We start from the raw sequence: 25,565 nt of genomic DNA, 5'->3' as shown, positions 1-25,565 counted from the left end.
CCGGAAATGATCGAGGATGAGGGGATGGCGAACCCGGTTCCCGCGGCGCGGGGGATCTGATGGCGATCCTGGTCGTCACCGCGGCGTTCCTGTTGATCTTCGTCTGGGCCACGGTGGGCTACCTGCGCCGCCGCGATCCGCTGCTGCGCGACGTCATGCTGGTCTTCGGCGCGGTGGCGATGCTGTTCGTCCTCGGGGTGCTGCGCCTGGCCCTGGGCTCGGTGCCCCGGCCGGTGCACACCCTGGTCATCGTCGTGCTGGTGGGGCAGCCGTACTTCACGTTGCGGCTGGTGAGCCGGATGCGGCCGGTGTCGCCGGGGCTGCTCTGGGGCGCGCTGGGCGGGTGGCTGGCCTCCGCGGCGCCGCTCGTGGTCCTGCCCCGGCCGCTGCCCGGGTGGGTGACGGGGCCGGTGGTGGCGCTGTTCTTCCTGGTGGAGGCGGTGGCGGCCACGTTGCTGGCGACCGACGCGCGGCGCCGGGGCGGATCGGCCCGGATCCGGCTGGGCTGCGCCGCCGTGGGCACCCTGCTGTTCGGAGTGACGATCCTGCTGGCCGCGGCCGACGCCGCCCCGCTGTCCCGGTCGTTCGCGCTGGTCTCGGCGGTGATGTACCTGCTGGCCTTCCTGCCGCCGCCGGGGCTGCGTCAGGCCTGGTCCCGGGGAGCGACGTACACCCTGATCCAGAGCCTGCTCGCCGCCCCGGCGGGCGAGCCGACGCAGCAGATCTGGCAGCGGTACTGCGACCGGGCCCGGCAGCTGCTCGGCGCCGACGCGGTGGTCGTGCTGCTGCCCGGGCCGGGCGACACGGTCCAGCTCGTCGGCGCGCCCGCCCTCGACCTCGCGGGACAGCACCACCGGATGGCCGACGTCGCCCGCCTGCGCACCGGATCGGGGACCGTGGACGCGCTGGCCGGCTGGACCGACCCGGCGCCGATCGCGGCCGAGCTGGCCCGGATCAGCGGCACCCGGTTCGTGGACGCCGCGGCCCTGCCGGATCACGGCGGCACGCTGGTGCTGCTGCACCGCTACCGGACGCTGTTCGCCGACGACGACGTCGCGCTCTTCGCGAAGCTGGCCAGCCAGGCCGCCGCCCTGGCCCAGCGGGCCGCCGTGCTGGCCGAACGCCAGCGGCTCGCGGCGATCGTCGAGGCCTCCACCGACGCGATCATGAGCAAGGAGCTGGACGGCACCATCACCAGCTGGAATGCCGGGGCCGAACGGCTCTACGGCTACAGCGTCGCCGAGGCGGTCGGCCGCGACGCCGCCATGCTGTTCCCGCCGGAGCAGTCGGACCAGGAGGCGGAGTTGCTGGCCCGGGTGATCCGCGGCGAGCGGGTCGAGCAGGTCGAGGTGGAGCAGCTGACCCGCGACCGCGTACCGATCACGGTGTCGCTGACGTCGTCGCTGATCACCGACGGGACCGGCAGCCCGCTCGGCGTGGCCTGCGTCGCCCGCGACATCGGCGAGCGCCAGCGCGCCGAGGCGATGTTCCGGGGCCTGCTGGAGGCGGCCCCGGACGCGATCATCGGGGTCACCGCCGACGGGCGGATCACTCTGCTGAACGCGCAGACCGAGCGCCTGTTCGGGTACCGCCGCGACGAGCTGCTCGGGCAGTCGGTCGACATCCTGGTGCCGGAGCGGATCCGGGCCGCGCACCCGGACCACCGCCGGAACTACTTCGCGAACCCGCAGCCGCGGCCGATGGGCGCCGGGGTGGCGCTGGCCGCGGTGCGCAAGGACGGCAGCGAGTTCCCCGCCGAGATCAGCCTGTCCGCCCTGGACACCGACCAGGGTGTCATCGTGTCGGCCGCGGTCCGGGACGTCACCGAGCGGCTGCAGGCCCAGGCCGAACGGGAGCGGCTGGCCGCCCAGGCCGAACGCGACGCCGCCGAGCGCCGCCTGCAGCACACCCGCCGGCTGGAGAGCCTGGGCCAGCTCGCCGGGGGCGTGGCGCACGACTTCAACAACATCCTCGCGGTGATCGCCAGCTACACCGAGCTGCTCACCGAGACGCTGCACGGGCCGGCGCCGCACCCGGACGAGCTGGTCGCCGCCCGGGCCGACCTGGCGCAGATCGGCCGGGCCACCGAGCGCGCCACCCGGCTGACCAAGCAGCTGCTCGCCTTCGGCCGGCGCGAGATCACCCAGACCCAGGTGCTCAGCCTCAACCACGTGGTGGGCGACGTGGAGCAGATGCTGCGCCGTACCCTCGGCGAGCACATCCACCTCATCACGCACCTGGACCGGGACCTGTGGCCGGTGTGCGTCGACCCCAGCCAGTTCGAGCAGATTCTGCTCAACCTCGCGGTGAACGCCCGCGACGCGATGCCCGCCGGCGGCACCCTGTCCATCGACACCGGCAACACCGAGCTCGGCGTGGACGACGTCGCCGACAGCACCGAGCTGGTCCCGGGCCGCTACGTGCGGTTCCGGGTCAGCGACACGGGCACCGGGATGCCGGCGGAGGTGGCCGAACGGGCCTTCGAGCCGTTCTTCACCACCAAGCCGCAGGGCGCCGGCACCGGCCTGGGACTGGCCACGGTGTACGGCATCGCCAGCGCGGCCGGCGGCACCGTCCGGCTCTATTCCGAGCACGGCTTCGGCACCACCGTCACCATCGTCCTGCCGGCCTCCGACGGCGCCGTCACGATGGGCGACCCCCCGGAGGAGGCCGCCCCGGCCGAGCCCTCCGGCGCGCCGGAGGCGACGATCCTGCTGGTGGAGGACGAGGAGGCGCTGCGGGTCGCGGCGAGCCGCATCCTGATCCGGGCCGGGTACGAGGTGCTGGCCGCGGACGGCGGCCCGGCCGCCCTGCGCCTGGCCCAGCACCACCCGGGCCGCATCGACCTGCTGCTCACCGACGTGATCATGCCGAGCATGATGGGCAACGAGGTGGCCGCGCGGGTGCAGGCCATCCGCCCCGAGGTGCCGGTGCTCTACATGTCCGGGTACGCGCAGCCGATCCTCACCGAGAACGGCACCCTGCAGCCGGGCGTGCTGATCATCGAGAAGCCCTTCACCCGGCGGGACCTGCTCGACCAGGTGCACGCCCGGCTGCATCAGGGCGCCGCGGGCGAGGAGGCCGACCGGGCCGCCGCGCCCCCCGGCGCCCGCTGACCCGCCGCGCCGGGACTGCCCGGCCGGTGGCGCCGGTGCAGTAGAACGGGGGAGCACCGGGCCGCCGTCGACGCCGGCCCGGCGGGGAGGGCCGCCATGGAGACGACACTGCTGGACCGGATCCGCCGGGGACTGATCGGCGCGGGCGAGGTGCTCGACGGGCCGTACGGGCCCCGCCGGCTCACCTACGCCGACTACACCGCGTCCGGGCAGGCGCTGGACTTCATCGAGGACTTCATCCGCCAGCAGGTGCTCACCCGCTATGCCAACACCCACACCGAGGCCTCCGCGACCGGCCGGCAGACCGGCGCCCTGCGCGAGGAGGCCCGCCGGATCATCGCGGGCAGCGTCGGCGCGGGCCCGGACGACGTGGTGCTGTTCTGCGGCTCGGGCGCCACGGCGGCGATCAACAAGCTGGTGGCGATCCTCGGGCTGCGGCTGCCGGAGGCCCTGGCCGACCGGTACGCCCTGACCGCGGCCATCCCCGCCGGCGAGCGCCCGGTGGTCCTGGTCGGGCCGTACGAGCACCACTCCAACGAGCTGCCCTGGCGCGAGACGATCGCCGACGTGGTGCCGATCGCGGCCGGCCCCGACGGCCACATCGACCTCGTCGACCTGCGCCGGCGCCTGCTCGCGTACGCGCGGCGCCCGCTGCTGATCGGCAGCTTCTCCGCCGCCTCCAACGTCACCGGGCTGCTGACCGACACCGTCGCGGTGACCCGGCTGCTGCACGAGCACGGCGCCCTGTCGGTGTGGGACTACGCCGCGGCCGGGCCGTACGTGCCGATCCGGATGGCCGGATCGGCCCCGGGCCGTGGCGACCACCTGGACGCGGTGTTCCTCTCCCCGCACAAGTTCGTCGGCGGCCCGCAGACCCCGGGCGTCCTGGTGCTGCGCCGGGAGCTGCTGACCAACCGGGTGCCGACCGTGCCGGGCGGCGGCACGGTCGCCTTCGTGGACCCGCTCACCCACCGCTACCTGGACGACCCGGTGGCCCGCGAGGAGGGCGGCACCCCGGCGGTGGTGGAGTCCATCCGGGCCGGGCTGGCGTTCGCGGTCAAGGACGCGGTCGGCACCGCGACGATCGGCGAGCGGGAACGCACGCTGTGGCGGCGCGCCCTGGACCGCTGGGCCGGCGAGGAGGGCGTCGAGGTGCTCGGCGACCCGTACGCCGACCGGTTGTCCATCGTCTCCTTCCAGATCCGGGCGGGCGCCCGCCACCTGCACCACAACTTCGTGGTGGCGCTGCTCAACGACCTGTTCGGGATCCAGGCCCGGGGTGGCTGCTCGTGCGCCGGGCCGTACGGGCACCGCCTGCTCGGCATCGACGAGGCGCACTCGCGCGAGTTCCGGGCCGAGATCGTGCGGGGCTGGGAGGGCATCAAGCCCGGCTGGGCCCGGATCAACCTCAACTACTTCATCTCCGACACGGTCGCCGACTACCTGGCCGAGGCGGTCGCGCTGATCGCCCGGTACGGGCAGCGGATGCTGGGCGACTACCGGTTCGAGCCGCGGACCGGCCGGTGGCGCCATGTCACCGCGACCCCGCTCCCGGTGTCCCTGGCCGATCTGCGGCTCGGCGCGGACGGGCTGGTCACCATGCCGGCGCCGGGTCCCACGCTGGGCGAGGAGGTCCTCGCGGGCTACCTCGACGAGGCCCGCCGCATCATGCGCGGACGGCCGGAGCCGGCCGACGGGATCGGTCTGGACCTGCCGCCGGCGTTCGAGAAGCTGCGCTGGTTCCTGCTGCCCGAGATCTGTCTGGCCGGTCCGGGCTGACGGGCTGAGCGGCGCCCGCGTCCGTGGCTAGGATGTCGGCGACCCGCATTCCGCGACCTCGGGGGAGTCCCGCGTGCCCGTGCCCTGGCCGGAGGGTGGCCCCTGGGTGCTCGCCACCACGTCGGCGAGCGTCGACTGGCAGCGCGCCGCGGCGGCGCTGGCGGCGGCGTCGACGGTCCGCGCCGCGGCGCTGGTGTTCGGGTCCGCCGAGCGGCCGGGCGAGCTGCTGCTCGGCGAGCTCGCCACGGTGCTGGAGGCCGGGGACGCGGCGGCCGACCCGCTGAGCGTCGACGAGGCGGCCGCGGTGGTCCGCACGCTGGCCCGGACGCACGGGCTGGTGCTGGTGGTGGGCGTGCCGGGTCTGCTGGTGCCCGCCGGGCGGGCCGGCTGGACGCCGATGGATCTCGCGGTGGCGGTGTCGGCGCCGGTCGTCGTGGTCACCGGCACCGGGCCGGACGCGGCGAACCACGCCTCGCTGGCCCTCGGCGCCGTGGCCGCGCACGGCCTCGCCGCCGCGGTGATCACCGTCGGGGATCTCCCCGGCGACGCCGCCCCGGCGGCCGTGCCGGCCGCGGATGCCGGCGCGGCGGGGGAGCCGGGCCCGGGCGACGCGGCCGAGCAGCCTGTTCCCGAGCACGAGGCCGGGATGCCGGTGACGCCGGCCGGCCGCGTCCCCGCCGGGGCGCTCCCGGACGACCACGCCGTGGCCGCCCGCCGCTGGCTGCACCCGCTGCTGCACGCCTCGGCCGGCCGGCCCAAGGGCGACACCCCGCCACCGGCGCCGCAGCCGCTGCCACCCCCGGCGACGACCAGCGGCAAACGCGTCGTGCTGTTGCTCGCCGGCGTCTTCGTCTCCCTGTCGCTGGTGGTGTGCGGGCTGGCGTTCTGCCAGCCGGCCGGGCAGACCGACATGTCGCTGGAACAGGTCGAGGTCACCGCGGGCCCGGAGGGCTTCGTCCGGCCGGAGCCCGAGCCGGGAGACCTGGCCCGGCCCGGAGCGGCGCCGGGCCCGGACGCCGGCGCCGCGAGCGCGCGGCCGGTCGCCGAGATCTGCCCGCAGCACCGGGGCCGCGTCACCCCGGCCCGGCCGGACCGGGCCACCACGAGGCGGGTGAATGCCGCCTGGCAGCGCATCGAGGACTGGCTGGCCGCCCACGCGCCGGCCGGCCGCCGGTCGCTGGCCCCGCCGGCCGCCGCGCAGACCGTCGACGCGGCGCAGCGGCGCATGTCCGTCGCGTTCCCGGCCGACCTGGTCGCCTCGCTGCGCCGGCACGACGGGGTCCGGCCCCGGTCGGCCGGCTTCGCCCTGCCGCCCTTCTACCTGCCGATGCCCGTGGCCGACCTGCCCGCCGAGTGGCTGATGCTCTGCGGCGTGCTGGCCGAGGTTTTCGACGCCCCGGAGAGCACGTGGTGGGACCGGGCGTTCGTGCCGTTCGCCTCCTCCGGCGACGGCGGCAACCTGCTGGTGGACCAGCGGCCCGGCCGCCGGGGCCGGGTGGGCGAGTTCTTCAACGAGGAGGGCGTGTCGTTCGACGGGTGGCCGGGCTCCGTGGCCGAGCTGCTCGAGCGGACCGCCGACTCGCTGGAGACCGGGCGACCCTACGCGGGCCGGTACCGCCCGCGGGTGACCGCCGACGGCGCCCTCGACTGGGACATCGTCTGACCGCGGGCTTTCACGGCGCGCGGGCCGGCTCCGGCAGCGGCCGCCCCCGGCCGTACGTGGTGCCGGCCCGGTCGCGTTCCAGCCAGCCCGTGTCGACCAGCATCCGGCGCGTCGCGGCCACCTCGTCGGTGATCCGGGCCAGCCGGCGGTTGATCTCGTCCTCGGCGTACAGGCCGTCCAGCGCGAGGTAGCGGGCCAGCAGCTCGCCGAGCAGCTGGTAGCGCTCGCTGAGGGTCGGCGGCAGGCCGGTCAGCCGCCCGTGCGAGAAGTTCGCGCGCAGCTGGGGATAGTCCTTGAGCAGGGCGGTGACGGGCTGGAGGCGGTCGACCGCGTCGGCGCCGTCGCGCAGCCCCTCGAGCCGGGCCCGGTAGAACCCGTTGCCGGTGCCGGTCGCCACGCCCAGCCCGACCAGCCGGGCGCAGGCGTCACCGACCTCGGGCAGGGGCAGGTCGAGCGCGTACCGCAGCTCGCCGATCGAGGCGCCCTCGGCGCCCCGGCGGGCGAGCTCGGCCAGGACGAGCAGCCGGGTGGGCACGGACAGCTGGGCGAGGATCTCGGCGGCGCGGGCGGCATCGACGGACATCCGGCCAACGTAGCCACCGCCCGGCCGCCGGCGCACCTGCTTTTCCCCCGGCGGTGACCCCATGCATGAAAACTCGCGCGGCGGGGAACACGTGCGCCTGTGCTCAGAACGCGATCTTCACAGGCGGTCGCGGTCGCCCTGGCCGGGCTCCTGCTGGCCGGCTGCGCATCGGTCGACGATCGCAGCCGCGCCGCCGGTGACGTGGCCGTCCGGCTGCTGACCGCGGTCGCCGACCGCGACGGGGAAAGCGCCTGCTCGCTGCTGGCGCCCGACACCGCCGCCGAGGTCGCCGACACCGGTGACATGCCGTGCGCGCAGGCCGTCCTCGACGAGCAGCTGCCCGGGCCCGGGACGGTGACCGGCGCCGACGTGTACGGCCAGTGGGCCCAGGTCCGGCTCACCGACGACACCGTCTTCCTGGCGGCGTTCCCGGGCGGCTGGCGGGTGGTGGCGGCGGGCTGCACGCCGCGCCCGAACCGTCCCTACGACTGTGTCCTGCAGGGGAGCTGAGTCATGCGGGTGCTGTTCGTCCTGCTGCTGCTGGTCGTCGGGGCCGGCCTGGCGTACTTCACGACGCTGGGGGTGCTGCACCGGTGAAGCGCTTCCTGCGGGAGAACTCCCTGGGCCTGGTCTTCGGTCTGCTGTTCCTGGTCGTGCTGGTCGGGCAGGCCGTCGCCGGGCACGCCGACTTCAACCGGATGCAGCTCTCCGAGGGACTGCCGGAGGTGTCGCTCGGGCGCTACCTGACCTCCGCGAGCTTCGGCACGGACGTGGCGGAGAACTGGCAGTCGGAGTACCTCCAGTTCTTCCTCTACACCTTCCTGACCGTGTGGCTGCTGCAGAAGGGCTCACCGGAGTCGAAGTCGCTGGACGAGGCCGGCCTGGAGTCCGACCGCGACCAGAAGGTGGGCGCGTTCGCCACCGACGACTCGCCGCCCTGGGCCCGGGCCCGGGGCTGGCGGCTGCACCTGTTCTCCAACTCGCTGGGCATCGTGATGGGGCTGATCTTCGTCGGCTCATGGGCCGCCCAGTCGGTGGCCGGGGTGGCCGCGTACAACGAGGAGCAGCTCGGCGACCTGCAGGATCCGGTGTCCTGGGCGCAGTACGTGCGGGAGCCGGACTTCTGGAACCGCACGCTGCAGAACTGGCAGTCCGAGCTGCTCGCCGTGGCGTCCATCGCGATCCTGGCCATCTACCTGCGGCAGCGCGGCTCCCCGCAGTCCAAGCCGGTGGGCGCCGCGCACACGGCGACGGGCATCGAGGGCTGAAAGCCACCTTTCGGGTACATCCTGACCTCGGCCGGTTTGAGGGGGTTCGTGGCCGGTAATGTCGTTTGCCGTAAGGCAACTATTGCAGGGAGAGCCCGTGACCACGAAGACCGTTCGGCGAGCACCCGAGGACAACCCCCTCACCAGCGCGCGCACCGCCGGGAACGCCGACGACCTGCTGCGCGCCATGGCGGCGATGCCGGCGTCCCACCCGTCGCGGCCGGCGCTGCGCGAGCGCGCCATCGAGGCCTGGCTGCCGCTGGCCCGCCACCTGGCGAACCGGTACGCCGGGCGCGGTGAGCCCACCGACGACCTGCTGCAGACGGCGACCGTCGGCCTGATCAAGGCCGTCGACAAGTTCGACCCGGGCTTCGGCACGGACTTCGCCGGGTACGCGATCCCCACCGTCATCGGCGAGATCAAGCGGCACTTCCGCGACCGCACGTGGGCGATCCGGGTGCCCCGGCGCCTGCAGGAGCTGCGCCTGGCGATCACCGCCGCCAACAACACCCTCACCCACACCCTCGGCCGCTCGCCGACGGTGGCCGACATCGCGGCCCACCTGGAGGTCACCGAGGAGGAGGTGCTGGAGGGCCTGGAGGGGGCGCGGGCGTACAACGCCACGTCGCTGTCCACCCCGGTCGGCGCCGACGGCACCACCGAGCTGGGCGAGACCCTCGGGGCCGAGGACCACGAGTTCGCCCTGACCGAGGCCCGCCTGGCGCTCGGCCCGGCGCTGGCCTCGCTGGACGAGCGCGAGCGGCGCATCCTGACCCTGCGCTTCTACGGCAACCTCACCCAGACGGAGATCGCCGAGCAGGTCGGCATCTCCCAGATGCACGTCTCCCGCCTGATCAGCCGGGCGCTGGCGAAGCTGCGCGGCAAGCTCGGCGACGACACGGTCTGAGCCGTCCCGGCTACGCCCGCTCCGCAGCCGGCCCGGTGCCGGCGAGCGGGCGGCCGGGCTGCGGGAGCGGGCACGCGAGCGCCGGGGCGGTCCGGGTGGCGAGGCGCCGCCGGCGCGCCAGCAGGGACGACGACCGCCGCGTACGCCACCAGCACCGGCACGTCGATCACCGCGAGCTGCCAGGGCAGGTCGGCGGCGGTCTCCTCGACGGTGAGCCGGCCGTACGCGGCGCTCAGGGCGCCACCGGCCACGTTGTTGACCACGTGCAGGGCGATCGCTGCCTCGAGCCCGCCGGTGCGTACGGTCAGCCAGCCGGTCACCGCGCCGAAGACGACCAGGTCGGCGAAGCCCCACGGCGTGCCCCAGCCGTGCAGCGCGGCGAACACCACCGCCTGCACGCCGATCGGCGCCCACGGCCGGCGGCCGAACGCCCCGAGCGCCTGCAGCAGCCAGCCCCGGGTCAGGTACTCCTCGGCGGCGGCCTGCGGCGGCACCACGACCAGCAACACCAGCGTGCCCGCGACGAACGGCCCCCAGCCGGCCGGTTCGCCGCCGAGCCCGGCGTCCTCGCCGGTCGCCGCGGCCAGCGCGAGGCCCCCGCCCAGCATCGTCACGATCGCCGCGCCGGCCGCCGGCAGGCAGGCGGCCAGCCACCGCCACCGCAGCCGGCCGGCGACCGACGACAGGGTGCCGGCCGGCCGGCGCTGCACCCACCGGGCCGCCGCGAGGGTCGCCGGCAGCAGCGCCGCGATCGTCAGGAAGTCCAGGGCCAGGTCGGGCAGGGGGCCGAAGGTGGGCAGCCCGTCCGCGTCGGTGGGCCGGCCGGTGAGCGCCGCGACGGCTCCGGCGAGTCCGAACATCAGCAGGATGAGCCCGACACCGCCGGCGAGCACCAGGGCGGTGCCGGCCACCGGACGCCACCAGCGGTGGGCGCCGGTCCGCCCGAGACGGTGGTACGGGCTCAGCGGCGGCGCGGCGTTCAGCATGCCGGAAGTGTGCCGGGAACCGGGGCGCCCGCGGATCCGCCCGCGGCCGGATTCCCGCCTCCATCGCAGGATGGACGCCGGCAGGGCCGGACCCGGGTGCGGATCCGGCCCTGCCGGTGGTACCTGCGGGGATTACGGGGTCGGGTAGTCCGTCACGAAGACCGGAACGCCGACCTTGGTGGTGTCGGCCGCCTCGCCCACGCCGTTGACCACGTGGTCGATGACGCCGGCGCTGAGGTTGACCGTCATGATGTGGTGCAGCTTGACGCCCGGACGGTTCGGCACCTCGAAGCCGTTCGCGGTGTGGATCGCCGGGTTGTTCTGGTTGAAGACGTAGACGCCCGCGCCGTAGAGCTTGTGGGTGCGGACCCGGGCGCCGACCTTGTAGCCGGCGTAGCCCAGCGTGCCGTCCTTCTGCGTCCAGTCCGCCTGCGTCGGCGGGTCGTACGGCAGCTCGTTCTGGTACAGCACGGTGGTGCCGTTCTGGCCGTTCCAGATGGTGTTGTACTGCTGGAAGTGCTCGACGAACAGGCCGGTGGCGGTCACGTTGTCACCGTTGATCACGGCGCCGTTGCGGCCGATGTTGGTCCGCCAGCGCTGGGTGTCGCCGTTGACGCCCTCGGTGAAGCCCTCGACGCCGTGGTCGGCGCGCCACACCCAGGTGTGGTCGATGAGCACGTTGTCGCTGTTGACCTCGAGCGCCACGTCGACCTTGCCGATGTGCGGGCCGCCGACGCGGAAGTACACGTCGGACAGCGTGGTCGGGTTGCTCGCCGAGCTCAGGCCGATGCCGCGGCCGTTGCCGACCTTGAGCAGGTTCTTCGACTCCTTGGCGCCGGCGTCGAGGGTGACGCCCGCGACGACCACACCGGGCACGTCGGCCACCGTCAGCGGCGTGGCGCCGTTGACCGCGGTCAGCGTCGCGTGGCCGATGCCCAGCACCACCTGGTTGGGGTGCCACACCTTGATGCTCTGGGCGATGTCGTAGACGCCCGGGGTGAGCAGCAGGTTCTTGCCCAGGGCCAGGTTGGCGTTGATCAGCCAGACCGGGTCGGACGGCTTGGCCACGAAGAACCGGCTCAGCGGGATGGTCCGGCCCGCGGTGAGCCCGGCCGACCAGGACGTGCCGCTGGTGTTCTGCTGCGCGGCCGGCACCCGCACGCTGTACTGGCCGGACGCGTCGGTGAACAGGTACGGCTTCTCCCGGCTGACCGGGGTCCGGTCCAGCGTGGTGTACGGCGGGTTCGGGAAGCCGGTCTCGGCCGGCGCGCCCTGCACCCCGGAGAAGACCTGGTTCCACACGCCGTTGGACCAGCTCTCCACCTTGCTGTTGCGGGTCAGCCACTGCTGCTGCGAGCCGTTGACCACGGCCGGGAAGTTCGAGTCGGCGATGAAGCCGCCGCTGGCGTACTGCGGGCCCGCGGTGCAGTAGTCCATCAGGGAGAACGTGCCGCCGCTGACGTTCAGCCGGCGCAGCGACACGGCCTGCGACACGGCCCAGAAGTTGGCGGTGCCGCGGCAGCCGTCCTGGCCCTTGCCGTTGACGTTGATCGACAGGTTGGACAGAGTGCGCCAGAAGTTGACCAGCGCGAGGCAGTTGCTGGTGCCGCCGTCGGCGAGGCAGCGGTTGTAGACCTCCACCTTGCCGTTGATGACCACGTCGGCCGGGGACGCGCCGAGGCCGGAGATCTCGGTGTAGTAGCCCACCTTGATCTGCAGCGGCTGGTCGGCCGTGCCGTAGGTGCCGGGCTTGAAGAGGAAGGCGTACCGCTCGGTGCCCATCTCGTTGTCGACCTGCTTGGCGTACGCGGCGTCCAGGGTGGCCTGGATCTGCCCGACCGGCGTGGCCGGGTCGAAGACGGTGACGTTGGCCCCGAGGCTCGGCGCCGCGGAGCCCGTCCGCGCGGGGGCGGCGATGGCGGCCGAGCCGGTCAGCGTGCCGGTCGCCGTGACGGCGAGAGCGAGGGCCAGGACGCCGGCGAGGTACCGGCGGCCGGCGAGACGGCGAACGCCGGTGGGGCGTGTCGTCATGCGGGGAGGTCCTTTCGTAACAGGGTGGTAATGAAGCTCAGCACAGCAAGCGACACCCGGGGCCAACTGTCAAGAGAGCGCTCTCGGGCCGGACGCCGCAATCCCGGCGGCATCCGGACAACTCGCCGGAGTTCCGGAACCGGTGACGTCCGAACGGGCAATCCGGCGGGCTGTGCGGAGCCGTATCACCGGGCCCCCGTCGCGCCTCTGCAGGGCATGACGGCTATCGACCCCGCGGCGCTGCGACGGACCTGGATCTTCGCCGCCGCGCTGATCCTGCTGCTGGCCTCCGCCCGGTCCGGGGCCTCCACGCTGACCATCCAGGTGTGCTTCACGCTGTTCGTGATCGCCGCGACGCTCTGGGTCCGCGGCCAGTACCTCGACAGCCTCGACGACCGGCAGTGGCTGATCGGCCCGCGCGCCGGGGCGGCGCTGCTCGGGCTGGCGGTCGCGCTGGTGGGCTCGTACCAGCTCTGGCCGCGGGCCGGCGTCGCGCTCGCCGGCGTCCTGCTCGGCTACTTCGTGGCCGGCTCCGGGGTGACCTGGCTGCGCCAGGGAATGCGCTCCGACCGGCGGCGGCGGGTCCTGGCCCTCGCCCTGACCGGCGCCGGGGCCGTCTGCCTGCTGCTGGGCACCGCGCTGCTCGGCCACAGCTCCGGCACGGCCGGGGTGATCGGCGAGGACGTGCTGCTCGGCGCCGCGCTGCTGGTGCTGCTGCCGCTCGGCGTGGCCCTGCTGTCGGAGGTGGTCGTCCGGTGGATGTGCGCCCGGTCCGGCCCGCGGCCGCTGCGCCGCCGGTTCGGGCTGGCCGGGGCGGCGCTGGCCGGCCTCTCCACCGCCGGGCTGTACGCCCGCACCCGGTCGCCCTGGCTGCTGGGCGCCGTCGTGGTCCTCGGGCTGCTGATCGTGGCGGTGGTCTCCACCACCCAGGCCGACATCGCCTGCGTGATGAGCGTGATCGCGCTGCTGGGCGTGACCCCGGCGCCCACCGACCCGCCGCCCGACCTCGCGGTCGACCGCGGCGCGGGCGCCCTGCTGGTCGCCTTCGGTGACTCCTACATGTCCGGCGAGGGCGCGTCGACGTACTACGCGGGCACGGACGTCGGCGGCGGCAACCAGTGCCGCCGTTCGCCCACCGCCTGGGCGGCGCTGGCCGGCCAGCAGCGCCCGTTCGACCAGGTCGAGTTCCTGGCCTGCTCGGGCGCGCGCACCCGCAACGTCGAGTCGGCCACCGTCGGCCCGGTCCGGCCGGGCGGGCTGCCGCCCCAGCCGCAGACCGGCGAGGAGCGCACCCAGCTGGACGCCTACCTGCACGACTACGGCCCCGGCTACACCCCGGCCATGGTGGTGGTGGGCGTCGGCGGCAACGACGCCGGCTTCTCCACGATCGGGCTGATGTGCCTGGCCCCCGGCCCGTGCAGCAGCCAGGCCGCCCTGTGGACGGGCGCGCTGGCCCAGGTCCGGCGCAACCTGCGCGACACCTACCGGCAGCTCGACGCGGTCTTCCCGCGCAGCCCGGTGGTCGTGGTCGGCTACCCCGACCCGATCGACCTGTCCGGGCCGTGCGCCGACGTCGCCCTGGCGCCCGGGGAGCGCCGCTTCGTGCACGAGTTCGTGACCCGCGGCCTGAACCGGGTGATCGCCGAGACGGCCGCGGAGTTCGGCTTCCACTACCTGGCGGCGATGGAGTCCTCGCTGCGGGACGCCGGCCTGCAGCTCTGCGACCCGCACAACGAGGGCCGCCCGGGGCTGAACTTCATCGGCATCCGGTCCGTGGGCGGGACGGCCGAGCAGCGCTTCAACCCGAAGAACTTCTCGCACGGCAGCCTGCACCCCAACGAGCGCGGCCACGCGGCGATGCTGCGGACCTTCCAGACCTGGCTGCCGGAACTGTCCACGCTGCCCGCCCGTGGCCCGGTCGTCCCGCAGACGCCGGGCGGCCGCGGCGCCGGCGTCCAGGCGGTCGCGGCCACCCACACCGGGCCGCAGTGCGACGTGCTCAGCACCAGCACCGACGGCTGCCGGACGCAGGGCATGCAGTGGGCCAAGGGCCGGCTGCGGGTGCTGCTGCTCACCCAGGGCTGGCTGGGCCTGCTGCCGCTGGCCGGCATCTGGCTGGCCGCGGTGGCGTTCTTCGGCGCCCAGCGGCACCGCCTCGCGGCCCGCAGCCGTGGCTGACGGGTCCCGCCGGAGCGCCGTGCCCCGGCGGAACCCGCCTGCCGTGCCGGCCGTCCGCGGCCGGTCAGGCCGGGACGACCTGGAAGGTGATCTCGTAGTCGGCGGCCGGGAGGTGGAACTCGCCGCGCTGCGGTCCCCGGCCCGCCTGGCCCGCGATCGCGGTGACCACGCCCAGCTGGTCGTCGGCGCCCGGGTCGGCCTCGACCAGCGCCATGTGGGCCACCGAGGCGAAGACCGCGGACCGCGGGCGCAGGTCCACCGTCTCGCCCTTGCCGATGTCGCCCGGGCCGTAGACCGAGACGCCGTTGACGAACAGCTGGGGCTCGTCCCGGCCGATCGCGTCCTGCTTGCGCTTGCAGGTCAGCGCGGTCAGCTGGACCCGGTACCGCTTCGTGCCCGTCTTGCCCGCGGTGCTGCTGCCCGCCGCGCTGACCCCTGCCGTGCTGTTCATGCTGCCTCCTTCGACGACGGCCGGCACCTGTTGCCCGCCCTCGCCACCCACCGTGGGCCGGGCCCGTTGGGCCGGCGTTGGATTCCCGTTGCCCCGCAGGTCCGCTGGGCGACAGCGGGGCCGGCGCCGGTGGGGAAGACTGGCCCGGTAGCACCGGGGGAAGGACCTGATCACTGTGTCAGCGGAGTTCCGGCTGCTCGGCGAGATCGAGCTGCGGTCCGGCGGCCGGGCGGTCGACATCGGCCACACCAAGCAGACGTACGTCCTGGCGGCGCTCGCGGTCGACGCGGGCCGGTGCGTGCCGCCCGACAGCCTGGTCGCCCGCGTCTGGGGTGCGGACCCGCCGCGCCGGGCCCGGGAGACCACCCGCGCCTACCTGTGCCGGCTCCGGCAGGCCCTCGAGCCGTACGACGTCGTCATCATCCGCCAGGCCGCGGGCTATCTGCTCGCCGTGGATCCGCTCGCCGTCGACCTGCACCGGTTCCGCCACCTGGTGGCCGCGGCCCGCGCCGCCGCCGCGCCGACGGCCCAGCAGACGTACGCCGCGGCGCTGGGGCTGTGGCGCGGCGATCCGCTGGGGCTGCTCGACACCCCGTGGTCGGCCGAGCTGCGCGCCGAGCTGGCCCGGGAGCGGGAGGCCGCCGAACGCGACCACGTCGACCTGCTGCTGGCCGGCGGCCGGCACGCCGAGCTGATCGGGGCGCTGACCGCCCGGGCGGCGGCCGAGCCGTTCGACGAGCGGCTCGCCGGCCAGCTCATCCTGGCGCTGTACCGCAGCGACCGGCGCGCCGACGCGCTGGCCCACTACGACCGGGTACGCCGGCAACTGGCCGACGAGCTGGGCATCGACCCCGGCCCGTCGCTGCGGCAGCTGCACCGGCAGATGCTGCGCGCCGACGCCTCCCTGGCGGCGCCCCGGGCCGGCGCGGCGGGACACCGGGCCAAGCCCCGGCAGCTGCCGCCGCTGCCGGCCGCCTTCACCGGCCGCGCCGCCGTGCTGTCCCGCCTGGACGCAGCGCTCCGGCCCGGCGCCGCCGGCAAGGCCGCTCCGGTGGTGGTCGTGCACGGCCCGGGCGGCGTGGGCAAGACCTGGCTGGCGGTGCGCTGGGCGCACGACAACGCCGACCGGTTCGCCGACGGCCAGCTCCATCTGAACCTGCGCGGGTTCGACCCCGGCCGCGACCCGGTGCCGCCGGAGGTGGCGGTGCGCAGCCTGCTGTACGGCCTGGGCGTCACCGCGGCGGCCGTCCCGCCCGACGGGGACAGCCAGGTCGCCCTGTACCGCAGCCTGATGGCCGAGCGGCAGATCCTGCTGGTGCTGGACAACGCCCGCACCTCGGCGCAGGTGGAACCGCTGCTGCCGGGCGCGGCGAGCTGCGCCACCCTGATCACCGCCCGCAGCGGGCTGCCCGACCTGGTCGCCGGGCACAGCGCCCGCCCGGTGCCGCTGGCGACGGTCGACGACGCCGAGTCGGCGCAGGTCCTCGCCGGCCATCTCGGCGCGGCCCGGCTGACCGCGGAGCCCGCGGCGGTGGCCGAGCTGATCCGCCACTGCGCCGGCCTGCCCCTGGCGCTCGGGATCGTGGCCGGCCGGGCGGCGCTGGCCCCGGAGTTGCCCCTGTCCGCGTTCGCCGAGGACCTGCGGGAGTCGTCGGCCCGGCTGGACGGGCTCGACGGCGGCGGCCTGCGCAGCAACCTGCGGGCCGTGCTCGCCGCCTCGCTCGCGGCGGTCCGGCCGGCCGCCGCCGACCTGTTCGGCCGGCTCGGCGCCGCGCCCGGCCCGGACATCGCGCTGGCCGCCGTGCGTCGGCTGACCGGGCTCGCGCGCGGCGAGCTCATGCCGTCGTTGCGCGAGCTCATCGACGCCCACCTGGTGCAGGAGCACCAGCCGGGCCGGTACCGCATGCACGATCTGGTCCGCCTCTACGCCGCCGAGCTCGCGGGCGACCCGGCCCCGGTGCGCGAGCGCATGCTGGACTACTACGCCACCACGGCGCTGGCCGCCGATCACACGCTCGACCTGACCCGGGCCGGCCCGGGCGCCGGGGCCGCCGACCCGGTCGACGCGATGGTCTGGTTCGAGCAGGAGCACCAGGTGCTGCTGTCGTGCGTCGCGCAGGCCGCCGGGTGCGGCGCCGACCGGCAGGTGCTGGTCCTGGTCCGGGCCATGACCACCTATCTGGAACGGCGCGGCCGGTGGCACGACCGGACGGCGCTGCAGCGGGCCGCGATCCGGGCGGCGCTCCGCCTCGGCGACCCCGGCGCGGAGGCGGACGCCCGGCGCGGGCTGGCCGTCGCCCAGATCTGGCTGGGCGCCTACGACGCCGCGGCCGGGGAGCTGGCGACCGCCCGGGAGCGGTTCGGCGCGGCCGGCGACCGGGCCGGCCTCGCGGCGACCCACCGGACGACGGCCCGGATGTACGCCCGGCAGGGCCGGCACGCGGACGCGCTCGAGCACGACGAGCAGGCCCTGGCCCTGTTCCGACAGGAGGGGCACCTCGCCGGGCAGGCCACGGCGCTCAACGCGATCGGCTGGCACCACGCCCACCTGGGCCGGCCCGCGACGGCGATCGCGCGCTGCCGGCAGGCGCTGGCCCTGCACGAGCGGCTCGGCGACCGCTTCGGCCAGGGCCTGACCTGGGACACCCTCGGCGCGGCGTACGAGCGGACCGGGGACCACGCCCACGCGATGGCCCACTTCCGGCTCGCCGTGGACGCGTTCCGGTCCTGCGGCGACCGCTTCCAGGAGGCCGACACGTTGCGCCGGCTCGGCGCGGTCCTGCTCGGCGCCGGGGCCGTTCCGGACGGCTGCGCGGCCTGGCGCCGGGCCGCCCTGATCCTGGAGGACCTGGGGCACCCGGACGCCGGGGAGATCCGCCGCGACCTCGGCCGCGTCACCACCGACCCGGCCACCGCCGCCCTGGCCGCCGTGCCGTGACGCCGGGGGACCGGGACGCGGGCCGGCGGGACCGTCTCAGCGTCCCGCCGACCGGCCGGCCCCGGTGGGGGAGGCCGGGACCGGCGCGGTCCACCCGGTCGCCACGTGACCGATCCGGACCCGCTGCGGGTGGTCGCCCACCGCCACCGTGGCCACCCGCCGGCCGGTGGCGAAGCTGATCGCCGAGACCTGGTCCGCGCCGGACTCGGAGATCACGCAGTCCCGCCCGTCGCCGCTGACCGTGGCCCAGTACGGCTTGTCCGCCGGCACCTGCGGGCCCTCCTGCAGCGTGGCCCGGTCCACGACGGTGGCGTAGTCGTCCATCGTGCCGGCGACGCAGAGCTTGCCGCCGTCCGGGCTCATCGCCAGGCCGTGGTGCCGGGAGTCGTTGACGAAGGTGGTGCGGTCGTCGCTGGTGGCCGGGTTCTTCGGCAGCGTCTTCACCCGGGTGACCTTGTCGGTGGCCACGTCGTACTCGACGAACCCGTTGAAGAACGAGACCTGGAAGTACAGCTTCGAGCCGTCCGGCGTGAAGACGGCGGGGCGGATGGCGTTGGACAGGTCCTTGCGGCCGAAGGCGTCGAGGCGGGCGCGCATGTCGATGGTGCGTACCGTGCGGAAGGTCGTGGTGTCCACGACCGTGATGTGCCGGTCGCCCTTGGTCCAGTCCCAGCCGGGCCCGTCGAGGTCGGTGTTGACCTCGCCGATGGACATGTTCCACAGGTAGCGGCCGCCGTCGGTGTAGACGTTCTCGTGCGGCTTGTCGCCGGTGGCGAACGAGCCCAGCTGCCGGCCGGTGGCGATGTCGAGCACGTGCACCGTGTTCGAGGTGGACGCCGAGACCGCGACCTGAGTGCCGTCCGGGGAGACGGCCATGTGGTCGGCGCGGTAGCCGGAGACGGCGAACCGCCACCGGGGCTGCCCGGTGCGCAGGTCGATGGAGATCACGTCGGCCAGGCTGGGCCGGGACGCGACCACCGCGGTGCCGTCCGGTGTGGTGTACATGTCGTCGACCAGCTGGTCGTGTCCCTCGCCCGGGCCGGAGCGGATGCCGAGGAAGTACGCCAGCTTGATCGGGTTGAGGTAGATCTCCCACAGCCGCGCGTCCAGGTCGGGGACCACGCTGAACCCGCCGAGCCGGGCGTAGTCGCCGCTGGACCGGATCACGTCCACCGTGCCGGCCCAATTGTTGCCGACGAACATCACCTCCTGCAGGCCGGGGGGCATCACCTCCTGCAGGCCGGGGGGCATCACCTCCTGCAGGCCGGGGGGCGGTGCTGCGGCCGCGGCGGGCAGCGGGGCGGCGGCGAGCAGCGCGGCGGTCAGGGCGGTCAACGCGAACATTTTTCGGGACACGGGACTCTCCATCGGCGCGGAGCGATGTTACTTTGCGGTAACGCACAGGAAACAGCGGATCGTCGCCCGTCGATAGGTGCCGGTGACCAACGTCCGGGCCCGTCGTTGTGCGGCAGCCACAACCGCCGCTGGGGGGAGAGATGGCGCTGACCGCGCGGGGCGACCTGTTCGTCAAGGTGCTCGGGGCCATGGCCGCCGACCCGGCCATCGTCGACGACCTGGTCCGGGCGGCCCGGGCCGAGGCCCCGGAGATCGCCCGGCTGCCGGCGGCCGAGACCCGCCGGCACGTCGCCCTGCTCTTCTCGGCCGGCCTGGCCTCGTTCGAGCGCGCCGGCGATCCCAGCGAGCGCGACTTCGCCGAGGCCGACCGGCTCGGCGCCGACCGTGCGGCGCAGGGCATCTCCATCGGCGGCCTGCTCAGCGCCGTGCAGGCGGGCCGCAACCGGGCGCTGGAGATCGCGGTCCAGCGGGCCCGCGCGGCCGAGATCCCGGACGGCGTGCTGCTCGAGGTGCTGCTGGAGCTGGACCGCTACCTGGGGATCATGGAGCGGCACGTGATCGCCGGGCACCGGGCCGCGGAGCAGGACCTGGCCCGCGGCCGGGAGGCGGCCGGCGACCGGGTGCTGCGCGCGCTGCTGCTCGGCGACCAGCCGCCGCCGGAGGATCTGGTCCGGGCCGGGCTGCGGCCGGAGGGCCGTTACCACTGCCTGGTCTCGGAGGTGACGGATCCGGGCCGGCTGCGCTCGGCCGGGCGGCGGCTCGCGACGGCGGGCGGGACCGCGGGTACGGTGCGGGGCCGCCTCGTGGTGCTCGCCCCGCGACTCCCGGCCACGTCCGACCCCGGGCTGCTGCTCGTCGCCGCCCCGGCCTGGCCGCTGCCCGGCATCCGCGGGGTGTACGACCTCTGCCTGTCCGCCCTGCCCCTGGCCGCCCGCTCCGGCCGGCCCGGCCTGCACGCGCTCGTGGAGTACGCCGGCGACCTCGCGCTGAACGCCCAGCCGCTGCTGGCCGGCCTGGCCGCGACCGCCGTGCTCGGCGCCCTGCGCGCGGGCGACGACTTCCACCGCGAGCTGGTGTCGACCGCGATGGCCTATCTGGATCACGGTCAGCGCCTCGACCACACCGCCGCGGCGTTGCACGTGCACCCCAACACGGTCCGGTACCGGCTGCGGCGGCTGCACGAGCTGACCGGGGTGCCGCCGGCCCCGGGCGAACCGGGGGAGGGGCTGACCGTCCTGGCCACCGTGGGTCTGTGGTGGGCCCTGCGCAGCTGGCGCGAGCCGCCCCCGGTCGCCGGTCCGCCGGCCGCGGACTTCGACGCTTGACGATGCCTCGGGGCCGGGGTTAGCGTGCCTCCCATCCAGAACAACTGCCTTTTCTGGATCAAGTGGGGGGATATCCCGTGCACACCTGTGACTGTCACACCCACCACCACCAGCCCCCGGACGGGCGCACCCACTGGCGCCGCTTCGGCGTCCTGTTCGGGCTCAGCGCCGCGGCTGTGGCCGGCCTGCTCACGCTGATGACCAACGGCGCGCTGGCCGCCTCCTTCTCGGTGTCCGGCCAGCAGTTCAAGGTCAGCGCCGACCAGCTGGTGGCCAACGGCTTCGTCCAGTACGGCACCGTCGACGCCCGCACCGAACCCGGCGCCGGCTCGCAGCGCCCGGAGCCGGTGGCGGTGTCGGCGATGAAGAACGCCACGCTGACCAACCTCTGCCAGTCGGTGGTGACCGACCTCGGCGACTTCGGCTCGGTCACTCTCAAGATCAAGGCGGGCACCGGCAAGGACCCGGTGACGGCCACCAACATGGTCGTCGACATGACCAACCTGGACGGCAACGCCAAGTTCCAGGACATGGAGATCGGCCGGGACGCGGCCACCCTCGACAAGGGACCGACCAACGACCCCGCCGAGGTCGCCCAGCGCCGCGAGGGCTTCTTCAGCCAGCAGGCCGACAAGGTCACGATCACCAACCTCAAGCAGGTGGCCTGGGCGACGACCGCCGGCGAGTTCAACCTCACCGGCCTGTCCCTGCGGCTCAAGTGGGGCAAGGACGAGTGCTTCTGAGCCGCCGTACCCCCTGATCAAAGGAGATCGACATGGTTCGTACCCGTTCCCGGGCCGCCCTCGCCGCGGCGGCCGTCGTCGCCGGGGCCGGCCTGGTGGCGTTCCCCGCCGGGGCCGCCCAGGCGGCCACCCCGACCACGGTCGGGCCCGCCGGGCACAGCTACACCGCCGCGCTGGTGTCCGGCACCACGGCCACCTTCCTGGTCGGCAGCACCACGGTGACCTGCAACCAGTCCGGCAACGACGGCGCGGTCCCGGCCGAGCCGGCCAACACCAGCGCCGACGGCCCGGTGGTCTCGGCGCTGACCCCGGCGACCTTCACCAACAACGGCGGCGCCTGCCCCACCAACGTGCTGTTCACGACCGCCCGCACGGTCTCCAACTCCACCAACGGCAGCTGGACCATCGCGCTGCAGTACGGCGAGACCGGCTCGGTCGGCACCATGACCATCCCGCAGGGCGGCGTGGTCACCACCATCTCGGGGCTGGCGTCCTGCGTGGTGACCGTGGCGCCGGACGGACCCGCCTCGTTCAGCGGCCCGTGGGTGCCCGGCACGGCGACCAGCGCCCCGCTCCTGGACTTCTCCGCGGGCGTCGCGCTGCCGATCCGGGTGACCGGCGGCCTGACCTGCCCGACCGGCGCCACCACGGCCACCTTCCGGGCCCGCTACGCGGTGACCGACACGACCGACCCCACCCAGCAGATCACCGTCTCGGCCGGCACGCCCGCGCCGACCGAGCCCACCCCCACGGAGGAGCCGTCGCCGACGGCCGAGCCCACCCCGACCGACCCCACCCCGACCGACCCCACCCCGACCGACCCCACCCCGACGGACCCCACCCCGACGGACCCGGTCCCGACCGACCCCACGCCGACCGCATAGCCACGGCCGACACCCGTCGCATCCCGCCCGGGTGAGGGGGCAGCCCTCACCCGGGCTCCTCGGCTGCCACCCGGGCCGCGGCCGCCGGGCCCAGGAACGGCACCAGCACCAGGTACGTCAGGTCGCCCAGCCGCTGCGGCAGCTCCGCCGCCCGGCCCGTGGACACGAAGTCGTAGATGACGCCGTACACGCCTGCGATCACCGCCTCCACCACGCCGGACGGCACCGGCGGCGCCCCGGCCCGGCGTGGCGCCTCGGCGAAGAACACCACGTATGCGTCCAGCAGCTGCCGGCGGCAGGCCCGCGCGCGCGGCCCGGCCGCGAGCACCTCGACCACCGCCAGGGCGGCGAAGGCCGGCTCGGCCGCCAGGATCCGCAACAGCGTGTCCAGCCCCCGGTGCATCCGCTGCGGCCAGCGCGCCGGCCCGGCGTAAGCGGCCGCCACCGACTTCTGCAGCAGGCTCACCCCGCGGTCGAAGGTGGCCAGGAAGCAGGCCTCCTTGTCCGCGAAGTGCTGGTAGAAGGCGCGGGTGGAGACCCCGGCGGCGGCGCACACCTCACCCAGGGAGGCGCTGGCGTAGCCCCGCTCGGCCACCGTGCGGGCCATCGCGTCGATGAGGCGGTCCCGCTGGGTCCGGCTGACGAATTCCCGGGTCAGATCGTGGCGCCCGCGGGGCAGCAGCCGTTCCGGATCGGTGGCCGAACGCGAGCCCGGAATGCGCTCGTCGGAATGCGCCGTCGGGGACACCGTCACCTTCCTCCGCGCTCCCGGGGGCCGGTCTCGGCACCGCTTGCGGCCAGCCTAGACGAGCATGCGGGCGGCGGTGGGCCGGCGCGACGCGATGCGTGATTGGCGCGGATATCCCCCATCGGAACGGAGCCCCCGAATACCGTCTTGTCGGCTGTGGAATGAATGGCGATCCTTATGTGAAAGGTGCGTCATGTCGGTTCGCCGTCGTGTGCTGTCCGCCGGTCCGCGCGCACTCGCCGCGCCACCCTGGCGCCCGCACCGAGCGGGCATGACGAGGGGGCGCGGGCAGTTCGCCCGCGCCCCCTCACCGTACGGTCAGCGCTGGACAGTCGTGTCCTGCAGCACCCGGCTGGAGCCACCGCCGGGAGCGGCCGCGGCCTTCGCCGCCGCGGGCGACGGGTCCGGCTGCGGCAGCGGCTCGCACTGCTTGTCGGAGCGGTTGCCCCGCACCCGGTCCGGCAGCGTGCCGTCGGACAGGTACGCCGCGATCGTGTCGTCGGTGCAGGCGACGCCGTTGAGCGACGCCGAGTGCGTGGTGCCGCCCACGCCCTCCAGCAGCACCGAGCGGGGGAACAGCTTGCGGACGTACAGGCTGCCGGAGTACGGCGTCGCCGCGTCGTTCGTCTCGCTGATCAGCAGGATCGCCGGCGCCTTCTTGCCGTCGACCCGCACCGGCCGGCCGACGTCGCCCTTCCAGTACCGGCAGGGCGCGTTGAACCAGGCGTTGCCCCAGGTGAGGAACGGCGCCTTGGCGTACGTGCGCCAGTTGTCGCGCTGCCACTTGTTCCAGTTCTTCGGCCACTGCACGTCGGTGCACTGGGTGGCCAGGTACATCGCGTAGCCGTTGTCGGTGCCCGGCCCCTGCGGGTAGCCGCCGTCGTACAGCGCCTTGACCCCGGCGATGTCGCCGTCGTTGACGTACGCCGCGAACGCCTCGGCGATGGTCGTCCAGTCGAAGATGTAGTACGCCGCCGAGGTGAACACGTCGGCCCACTCGTCCGGGCCGATGACCCCGCCGGCCGGCGCCTTGCGCAGCTTCTCAAGCGTCGCGTAGTACTTGCGCTCCACCACCTTGCCGCTGGTGCCGAGGTGGTAGACGGCGTCGTTCTTGGCGACCCAGGCGAAGTAGGTGCCGATGTTCTTGTCGAACGCCACGTCCTGGGCGAGGTTGGCGTCGTACCAGACGCCGCGGGGGTCGACGTTGCCGTCGAGGACCATCCGGCGGACCCGCTCCGGGTGCAGCGTGCTGTAGACCTGGCCCAGGTACGTGCCGTACGAGAAGCCGTAGTAGTTGATCTGCCGGGCGCCCAGCGCCTTGCGGATGCTCTCCATGTCGGCGACCGTGTCGGTGGTCTTGACGTGGTCGAGCAGCTCGCCACCGGCCTTCGCGCACGCCTCGGCGTACTTCTTGGACCGGGCCAGCCACTCCTTCTCCAGCGACCGCGTGACCGGCACGTAGTACGGCCGGTTGTACGCGGTGGTCAGGTCGCCGTCGCAGGTCAGCGAGGGCTCGCTGGAGCCGACGCCGCGCGGGTCGAAGCCGATCCAGTCGTAGTCGCCGCCCACGTTGTCCGGCACGTACTCGCCGAGCACCGACAGGGTCAGGCCGGAACCGCCGGGGCCACCCGGGTTGGTCAGCATGACGCCCTGATAGTCGGCGTCGGACGACTTGTGCAGGATGCGGGAGACGGCCAGCTTGATCGTCTTGCCGTGCGGGCGCCGGTAGTCGAGCGGCACCGTGAGCATGCCGCACTGGGCGCCGCGGCGCTGCAGCCCGGGGCTCTCGCACGTGCCCCACGCGATCGGCGCGGGTGTGTAACCGGTTTCGCCGCGCACGGGCGTCGCCTGTGCGGGCGCCGACGCCACCGCGCCACCGGCCGCCAGGCCGATGGCGACCGCGGCCGCCAGAAGTCTTCTCATGTTGTGCCTCTCGGTCCGTTTCACCCGGCGGGACGTGGCGAATCGGATCGCGACCGCACGCATGAGCCGGGCGAACGAGAGCCTAGGCGTGATCCGGTCGACCCGCGAGAGGGGAAAAGGCGGAAATCCTACTCCGTCGGCGGCTTGCTCACCGGCTTTGCCCGAGCTGGACGGGAAGTGGACTGAATGAAGCCAAGCGCGGCTTTTGAGGCTACTTTTTTCTCCGGCAGCACCCATCGGGGGTCCGCTCGAGAAACGGGGACGAACATGCACAGGAATCGGCGCCTGCTGGCGCTCGCAGCGGTCACGGCCATCACGATGGCCGCCCAGATCACGCCCTCCGCGGCCGTGGCCGCGCCGCCCGCCGGTGGCGGCTTCAGCGGCGTGGCCGGGGATTTCAACGGCGACGGCCGCGACGACATCGTCACCTTCACCCGCGGCCCGGCGGCCGACGTCTACGTGGCGCTGTCCACGGGCCAGTCATTCGCCGGGACCGGGGTGAAATGGCATGACTATTTCGCCGTGGGCACGGAGACGCCGTTGGTGGGCGACTTCAACGGCGACGGCAAGGACGACATCGCGACATTCACCAAGGGCGCGTCCGCGGACGTGTACGTCGCATTGTCGACCGGTTCCTCGTTCGTCGGCACCGGCGTGAAATGGCATGACTATTTCGCCGCGGGCAC

At 74.4% G+C, this 25,565-nt stretch carries 18 protein-coding genes and 1 pseudogene; 12 read left to right on the top strand and 7 right to left on the bottom strand.

Features of this window, described 5'->3' with window-relative positions; translation table 11 throughout:
* Nucleotides 1-59 precede the first annotated feature (59 nt).
* The 3 genes from Ani05nite_RS13025 to Ani05nite_RS13015 all read left to right on the top strand — a co-directional run bounded on the left by Ani05nite_RS13025 (nt 60) and on the right by Ani05nite_RS13015 (nt 6,558).
* Nucleotides 60-3,116, top strand: coding sequence for a PAS domain S-box protein (locus Ani05nite_RS13025; protein WP_239129829.1), 3,057 nt, complete (start codon nt 60-62; stop codon nt 3,114-3,116).
* A gap of 96 nt (nt 3,117-3,212) precedes the next feature.
* Nucleotides 3,213-4,895 carry an aminotransferase class V-fold PLP-dependent enzyme gene (locus tag Ani05nite_RS13020; RefSeq protein ID WP_203768249.1) on the top strand — a complete coding sequence of 561 codons (1,683 nt, stop codon included), beginning with the start codon at nt 3,213-3,215 and terminating at the stop codon, nt 4,893-4,895.
* Between the two features lie 73 nt (nt 4,896-4,968).
* Nucleotides 4,969-6,558: an SMI1/KNR4 family protein gene (locus tag Ani05nite_RS13015; RefSeq protein ID WP_203768248.1), complete on the top strand. Its 1,590-nt coding sequence runs from the start codon at nt 4,969-4,971 to the stop codon at nt 6,556-6,558.
* 10 nt (nt 6,559-6,568) lie between these two features.
* On the opposite strand, the gene Ani05nite_RS13010 is transcribed toward Ani05nite_RS13015, so the two are convergent.
* Nucleotides 6,569-7,141: a DUF2087 domain-containing protein gene (locus Ani05nite_RS13010; RefSeq protein WP_203768247.1), complete on the bottom strand. Its 573-nt coding sequence runs from the start codon at nt 7,139-7,141 to the stop codon at nt 6,569-6,571.
* Between the two features lie 99 nt (nt 7,142-7,240).
* Here Ani05nite_RS13010 and Ani05nite_RS13005 point away from each other — a divergent pair, with 99 nt between their 5' ends.
* From Ani05nite_RS13005 to Ani05nite_RS12995, 3 genes are all read left to right on the top strand, one after another.
* Nucleotides 7,241-7,651, top strand: coding sequence for a hypothetical protein (locus tag Ani05nite_RS13005; protein ID WP_203768245.1), 411 nt, complete (start codon nt 7,241-7,243; stop codon nt 7,649-7,651).
* A gap of 83 nt (nt 7,652-7,734) precedes the next feature.
* Nucleotides 7,735-8,409 (top strand): DUF6766 family protein, encoded by a 675-nt coding sequence (locus tag Ani05nite_RS13000; protein ID WP_203768243.1) that lies wholly within the window; start codon nt 7,735-7,737, stop codon nt 8,407-8,409.
* Nucleotides 8,410-8,596: 187 nt separating this feature from the next.
* On the top strand, nt 8,597-9,316 hold the full coding sequence (locus Ani05nite_RS12995; RefSeq protein WP_239129857.1) for a SigB/SigF/SigG family RNA polymerase sigma factor: 720 nt from the start codon (nt 8,597-8,599) through the stop codon (nt 9,314-9,316).
* A gap of 260 nt (nt 9,317-9,576) precedes the next feature.
* Here Ani05nite_RS12995 and Ani05nite_RS40995 read toward each other — a convergent pair.
* Both Ani05nite_RS40995 and Ani05nite_RS12990 read right to left on the bottom strand, forming a co-directional pair.
* Nucleotides 9,577-9,924, bottom strand: a pseudogene (locus Ani05nite_RS40995) (CPBP family intramembrane glutamic endopeptidase); the annotation flags it as partial.
* Nucleotides 9,925-10,434: 510 nt separating this feature from the next.
* Nucleotides 10,435-12,333, bottom strand: a complete 1,899-nt coding sequence (locus Ani05nite_RS12990; RefSeq protein WP_203768239.1) for a pectate lyase-like domain-containing protein — start codon at nt 12,331-12,333, stop codon at nt 10,435-10,437.
* A 216-nt stretch (nt 12,334-12,549) separates the two neighbouring features.
* Between Ani05nite_RS12990 and Ani05nite_RS12985 the strand changes: the two genes are divergently transcribed.
* Entirely contained in the window at nt 12,550-14,511 is a 1,962-nt protein-coding gene (locus Ani05nite_RS12985; protein ID WP_203768238.1) for an SGNH/GDSL hydrolase family protein, read from the top strand.
* A 64-nt stretch (nt 14,512-14,575) separates the two neighbouring features.
* Here Ani05nite_RS12985 and Ani05nite_RS12980 read toward each other — a convergent pair whose 3' ends face one another.
* Nucleotides 14,576-14,962, bottom strand: a complete 387-nt coding sequence (locus tag Ani05nite_RS12980; protein WP_203768237.1) for a hypothetical protein — start codon at nt 14,960-14,962, stop codon at nt 14,576-14,578.
* Nucleotides 14,963-15,137: 175 nt separating this feature from the next.
* Here Ani05nite_RS12980 and Ani05nite_RS12975 point away from each other — a divergent pair, with 175 nt between their 5' ends.
* A complete protein-coding gene (locus Ani05nite_RS12975; RefSeq protein ID WP_203768236.1) occupies nt 15,138-17,900 on the top strand; it encodes an AfsR/SARP family transcriptional regulator in 2,763 nt (920 codons plus the stop codon).
* Nucleotides 17,901-17,936: 36 nt separating this feature from the next.
* On the opposite strand, the gene Ani05nite_RS12970 is transcribed toward Ani05nite_RS12975, so the two are convergent.
* On the bottom strand, nt 17,937-19,268 hold the full coding sequence (locus tag Ani05nite_RS12970) for a YncE family protein (RefSeq protein ID WP_203768235.1): 1,332 nt from the start codon (nt 19,266-19,268) through the stop codon (nt 17,937-17,939).
* Between the two features lie 128 nt (nt 19,269-19,396).
* Here Ani05nite_RS12970 and Ani05nite_RS12965 point away from each other — a divergent pair, with 128 nt between their 5' ends.
* The 3 genes from Ani05nite_RS12965 to Ani05nite_RS12955 all read left to right on the top strand — a co-directional run bounded on the left by Ani05nite_RS12965 (nt 19,397) and on the right by Ani05nite_RS12955 (nt 22,208).
* On the top strand, nt 19,397-20,581 hold the full coding sequence (locus tag Ani05nite_RS12965; protein ID WP_203768234.1) for a PucR family transcriptional regulator: 1,185 nt from the start codon (nt 19,397-19,399) through the stop codon (nt 20,579-20,581).
* A 77-nt stretch (nt 20,582-20,658) separates the two neighbouring features.
* Nucleotides 20,659-21,324 carry a DUF6230 family protein gene (locus Ani05nite_RS12960; RefSeq protein WP_203768232.1) on the top strand — a complete coding sequence of 222 codons (666 nt, stop codon included), beginning with the start codon at nt 20,659-20,661 and terminating at the stop codon, nt 21,322-21,324.
* A gap of 32 nt (nt 21,325-21,356) precedes the next feature.
* On the top strand, nt 21,357-22,208 hold the full coding sequence (locus tag Ani05nite_RS12955; RefSeq protein WP_203768230.1) for a hypothetical protein: 852 nt from the start codon (nt 21,357-21,359) through the stop codon (nt 22,206-22,208).
* A gap of 46 nt (nt 22,209-22,254) precedes the next feature.
* Here Ani05nite_RS12955 and Ani05nite_RS12950 read toward each other — a convergent pair whose 3' ends face one another.
* Both Ani05nite_RS12950 and Ani05nite_RS12945 read right to left on the bottom strand, forming a co-directional pair.
* Nucleotides 22,255-22,962, bottom strand: coding sequence for a TetR/AcrR family transcriptional regulator (locus tag Ani05nite_RS12950; RefSeq protein ID WP_203768228.1), 708 nt, complete (start codon nt 22,960-22,962; stop codon nt 22,255-22,257).
* Nucleotides 22,963-23,274: 312 nt separating this feature from the next.
* Nucleotides 23,275-24,879 (bottom strand): alpha/beta fold hydrolase, encoded by a 1,605-nt coding sequence (locus tag Ani05nite_RS12945; protein ID WP_203768227.1) that lies wholly within the window; start codon nt 24,877-24,879, stop codon nt 23,275-23,277.
* 318 nt (nt 24,880-25,197) lie between these two features.
* Here Ani05nite_RS12945 and Ani05nite_RS12940 point away from each other — a divergent pair.
* A partial coding sequence (locus Ani05nite_RS12940) for an FG-GAP repeat domain-containing protein (protein ID WP_239129825.1) occupies nt 25,198-25,565 on the top strand: 368 nt, incomplete at its 3' end.

The sequence above is a fragment of the Actinoplanes nipponensis genome (assembly GCF_016862275.1).
GTDB classification, from domain to species: Bacteria; Actinomycetota; Actinomycetes; order Mycobacteriales; family Micromonosporaceae; genus Actinoplanes; species Actinoplanes nipponensis.
The sequence above is the reverse complement of the archived record's forward strand: the minus strand, read 5'-3'. Positions and strand labels throughout refer to the sequence as shown.

Excerpts from the sequence above, each read along its gene's own strand:
- Ani05nite_RS13025 (WP_239129829.1), top strand. The coding sequence starts at position 60 with ATGGCGATCCTGGTCGTCACCGCGGCGTTCCTGTTGATCTTCGTCTGG.
- Ani05nite_RS13020 (WP_203768249.1), top strand. The coding sequence starts at position 3,213 with ATGGAGACGACACTGCTGGACCGGATCCGCCGGGGACTGATCGGCGCG.
- Ani05nite_RS13010 (WP_203768247.1), bottom strand. The coding sequence starts at position 7,141 with ATGTCCGTCGATGCCGCCCGCGCCGCCGAGATCCTCGCCCAGCTGTCC.
- Ani05nite_RS12995 (WP_239129857.1), top strand. The coding sequence starts at position 8,597 with ATGGCGGCGATGCCGGCGTCCCACCCGTCGCGGCCGGCGCTGCGCGAG.
- Ani05nite_RS12990 (WP_203768239.1), bottom strand. The coding sequence starts at position 12,333 with ATGACGACACGCCCCACCGGCGTTCGCCGTCTCGCCGGCCGCCGGTAC.
- Ani05nite_RS12985 (WP_203768238.1), top strand. The coding sequence starts at position 12,550 with ATGACGGCTATCGACCCCGCGGCGCTGCGACGGACCTGGATCTTCGCC.
- Ani05nite_RS12980 (WP_203768237.1), bottom strand. The coding sequence starts at position 14,962 with ATGAACAGCACGGCAGGGGTCAGCGCGGCGGGCAGCAGCACCGCGGGC.
- Ani05nite_RS12970 (WP_203768235.1), bottom strand. The coding sequence starts at position 19,268 with ATGGAGAGTCCCGTGTCCCGAAAAATGTTCGCGTTGACCGCCCTGACC.
- Ani05nite_RS12965 (WP_203768234.1), top strand. The coding sequence starts at position 19,397 with ATGGCGCTGACCGCGCGGGGCGACCTGTTCGTCAAGGTGCTCGGGGCC.
- Ani05nite_RS12955 (WP_203768230.1), top strand. The coding sequence starts at position 21,357 with ATGGTTCGTACCCGTTCCCGGGCCGCCCTCGCCGCGGCGGCCGTCGTC.
- Ani05nite_RS12945 (WP_203768227.1), bottom strand. The coding sequence starts at position 24,879 with ATGAGAAGACTTCTGGCGGCCGCGGTCGCCATCGGCCTGGCGGCCGGT.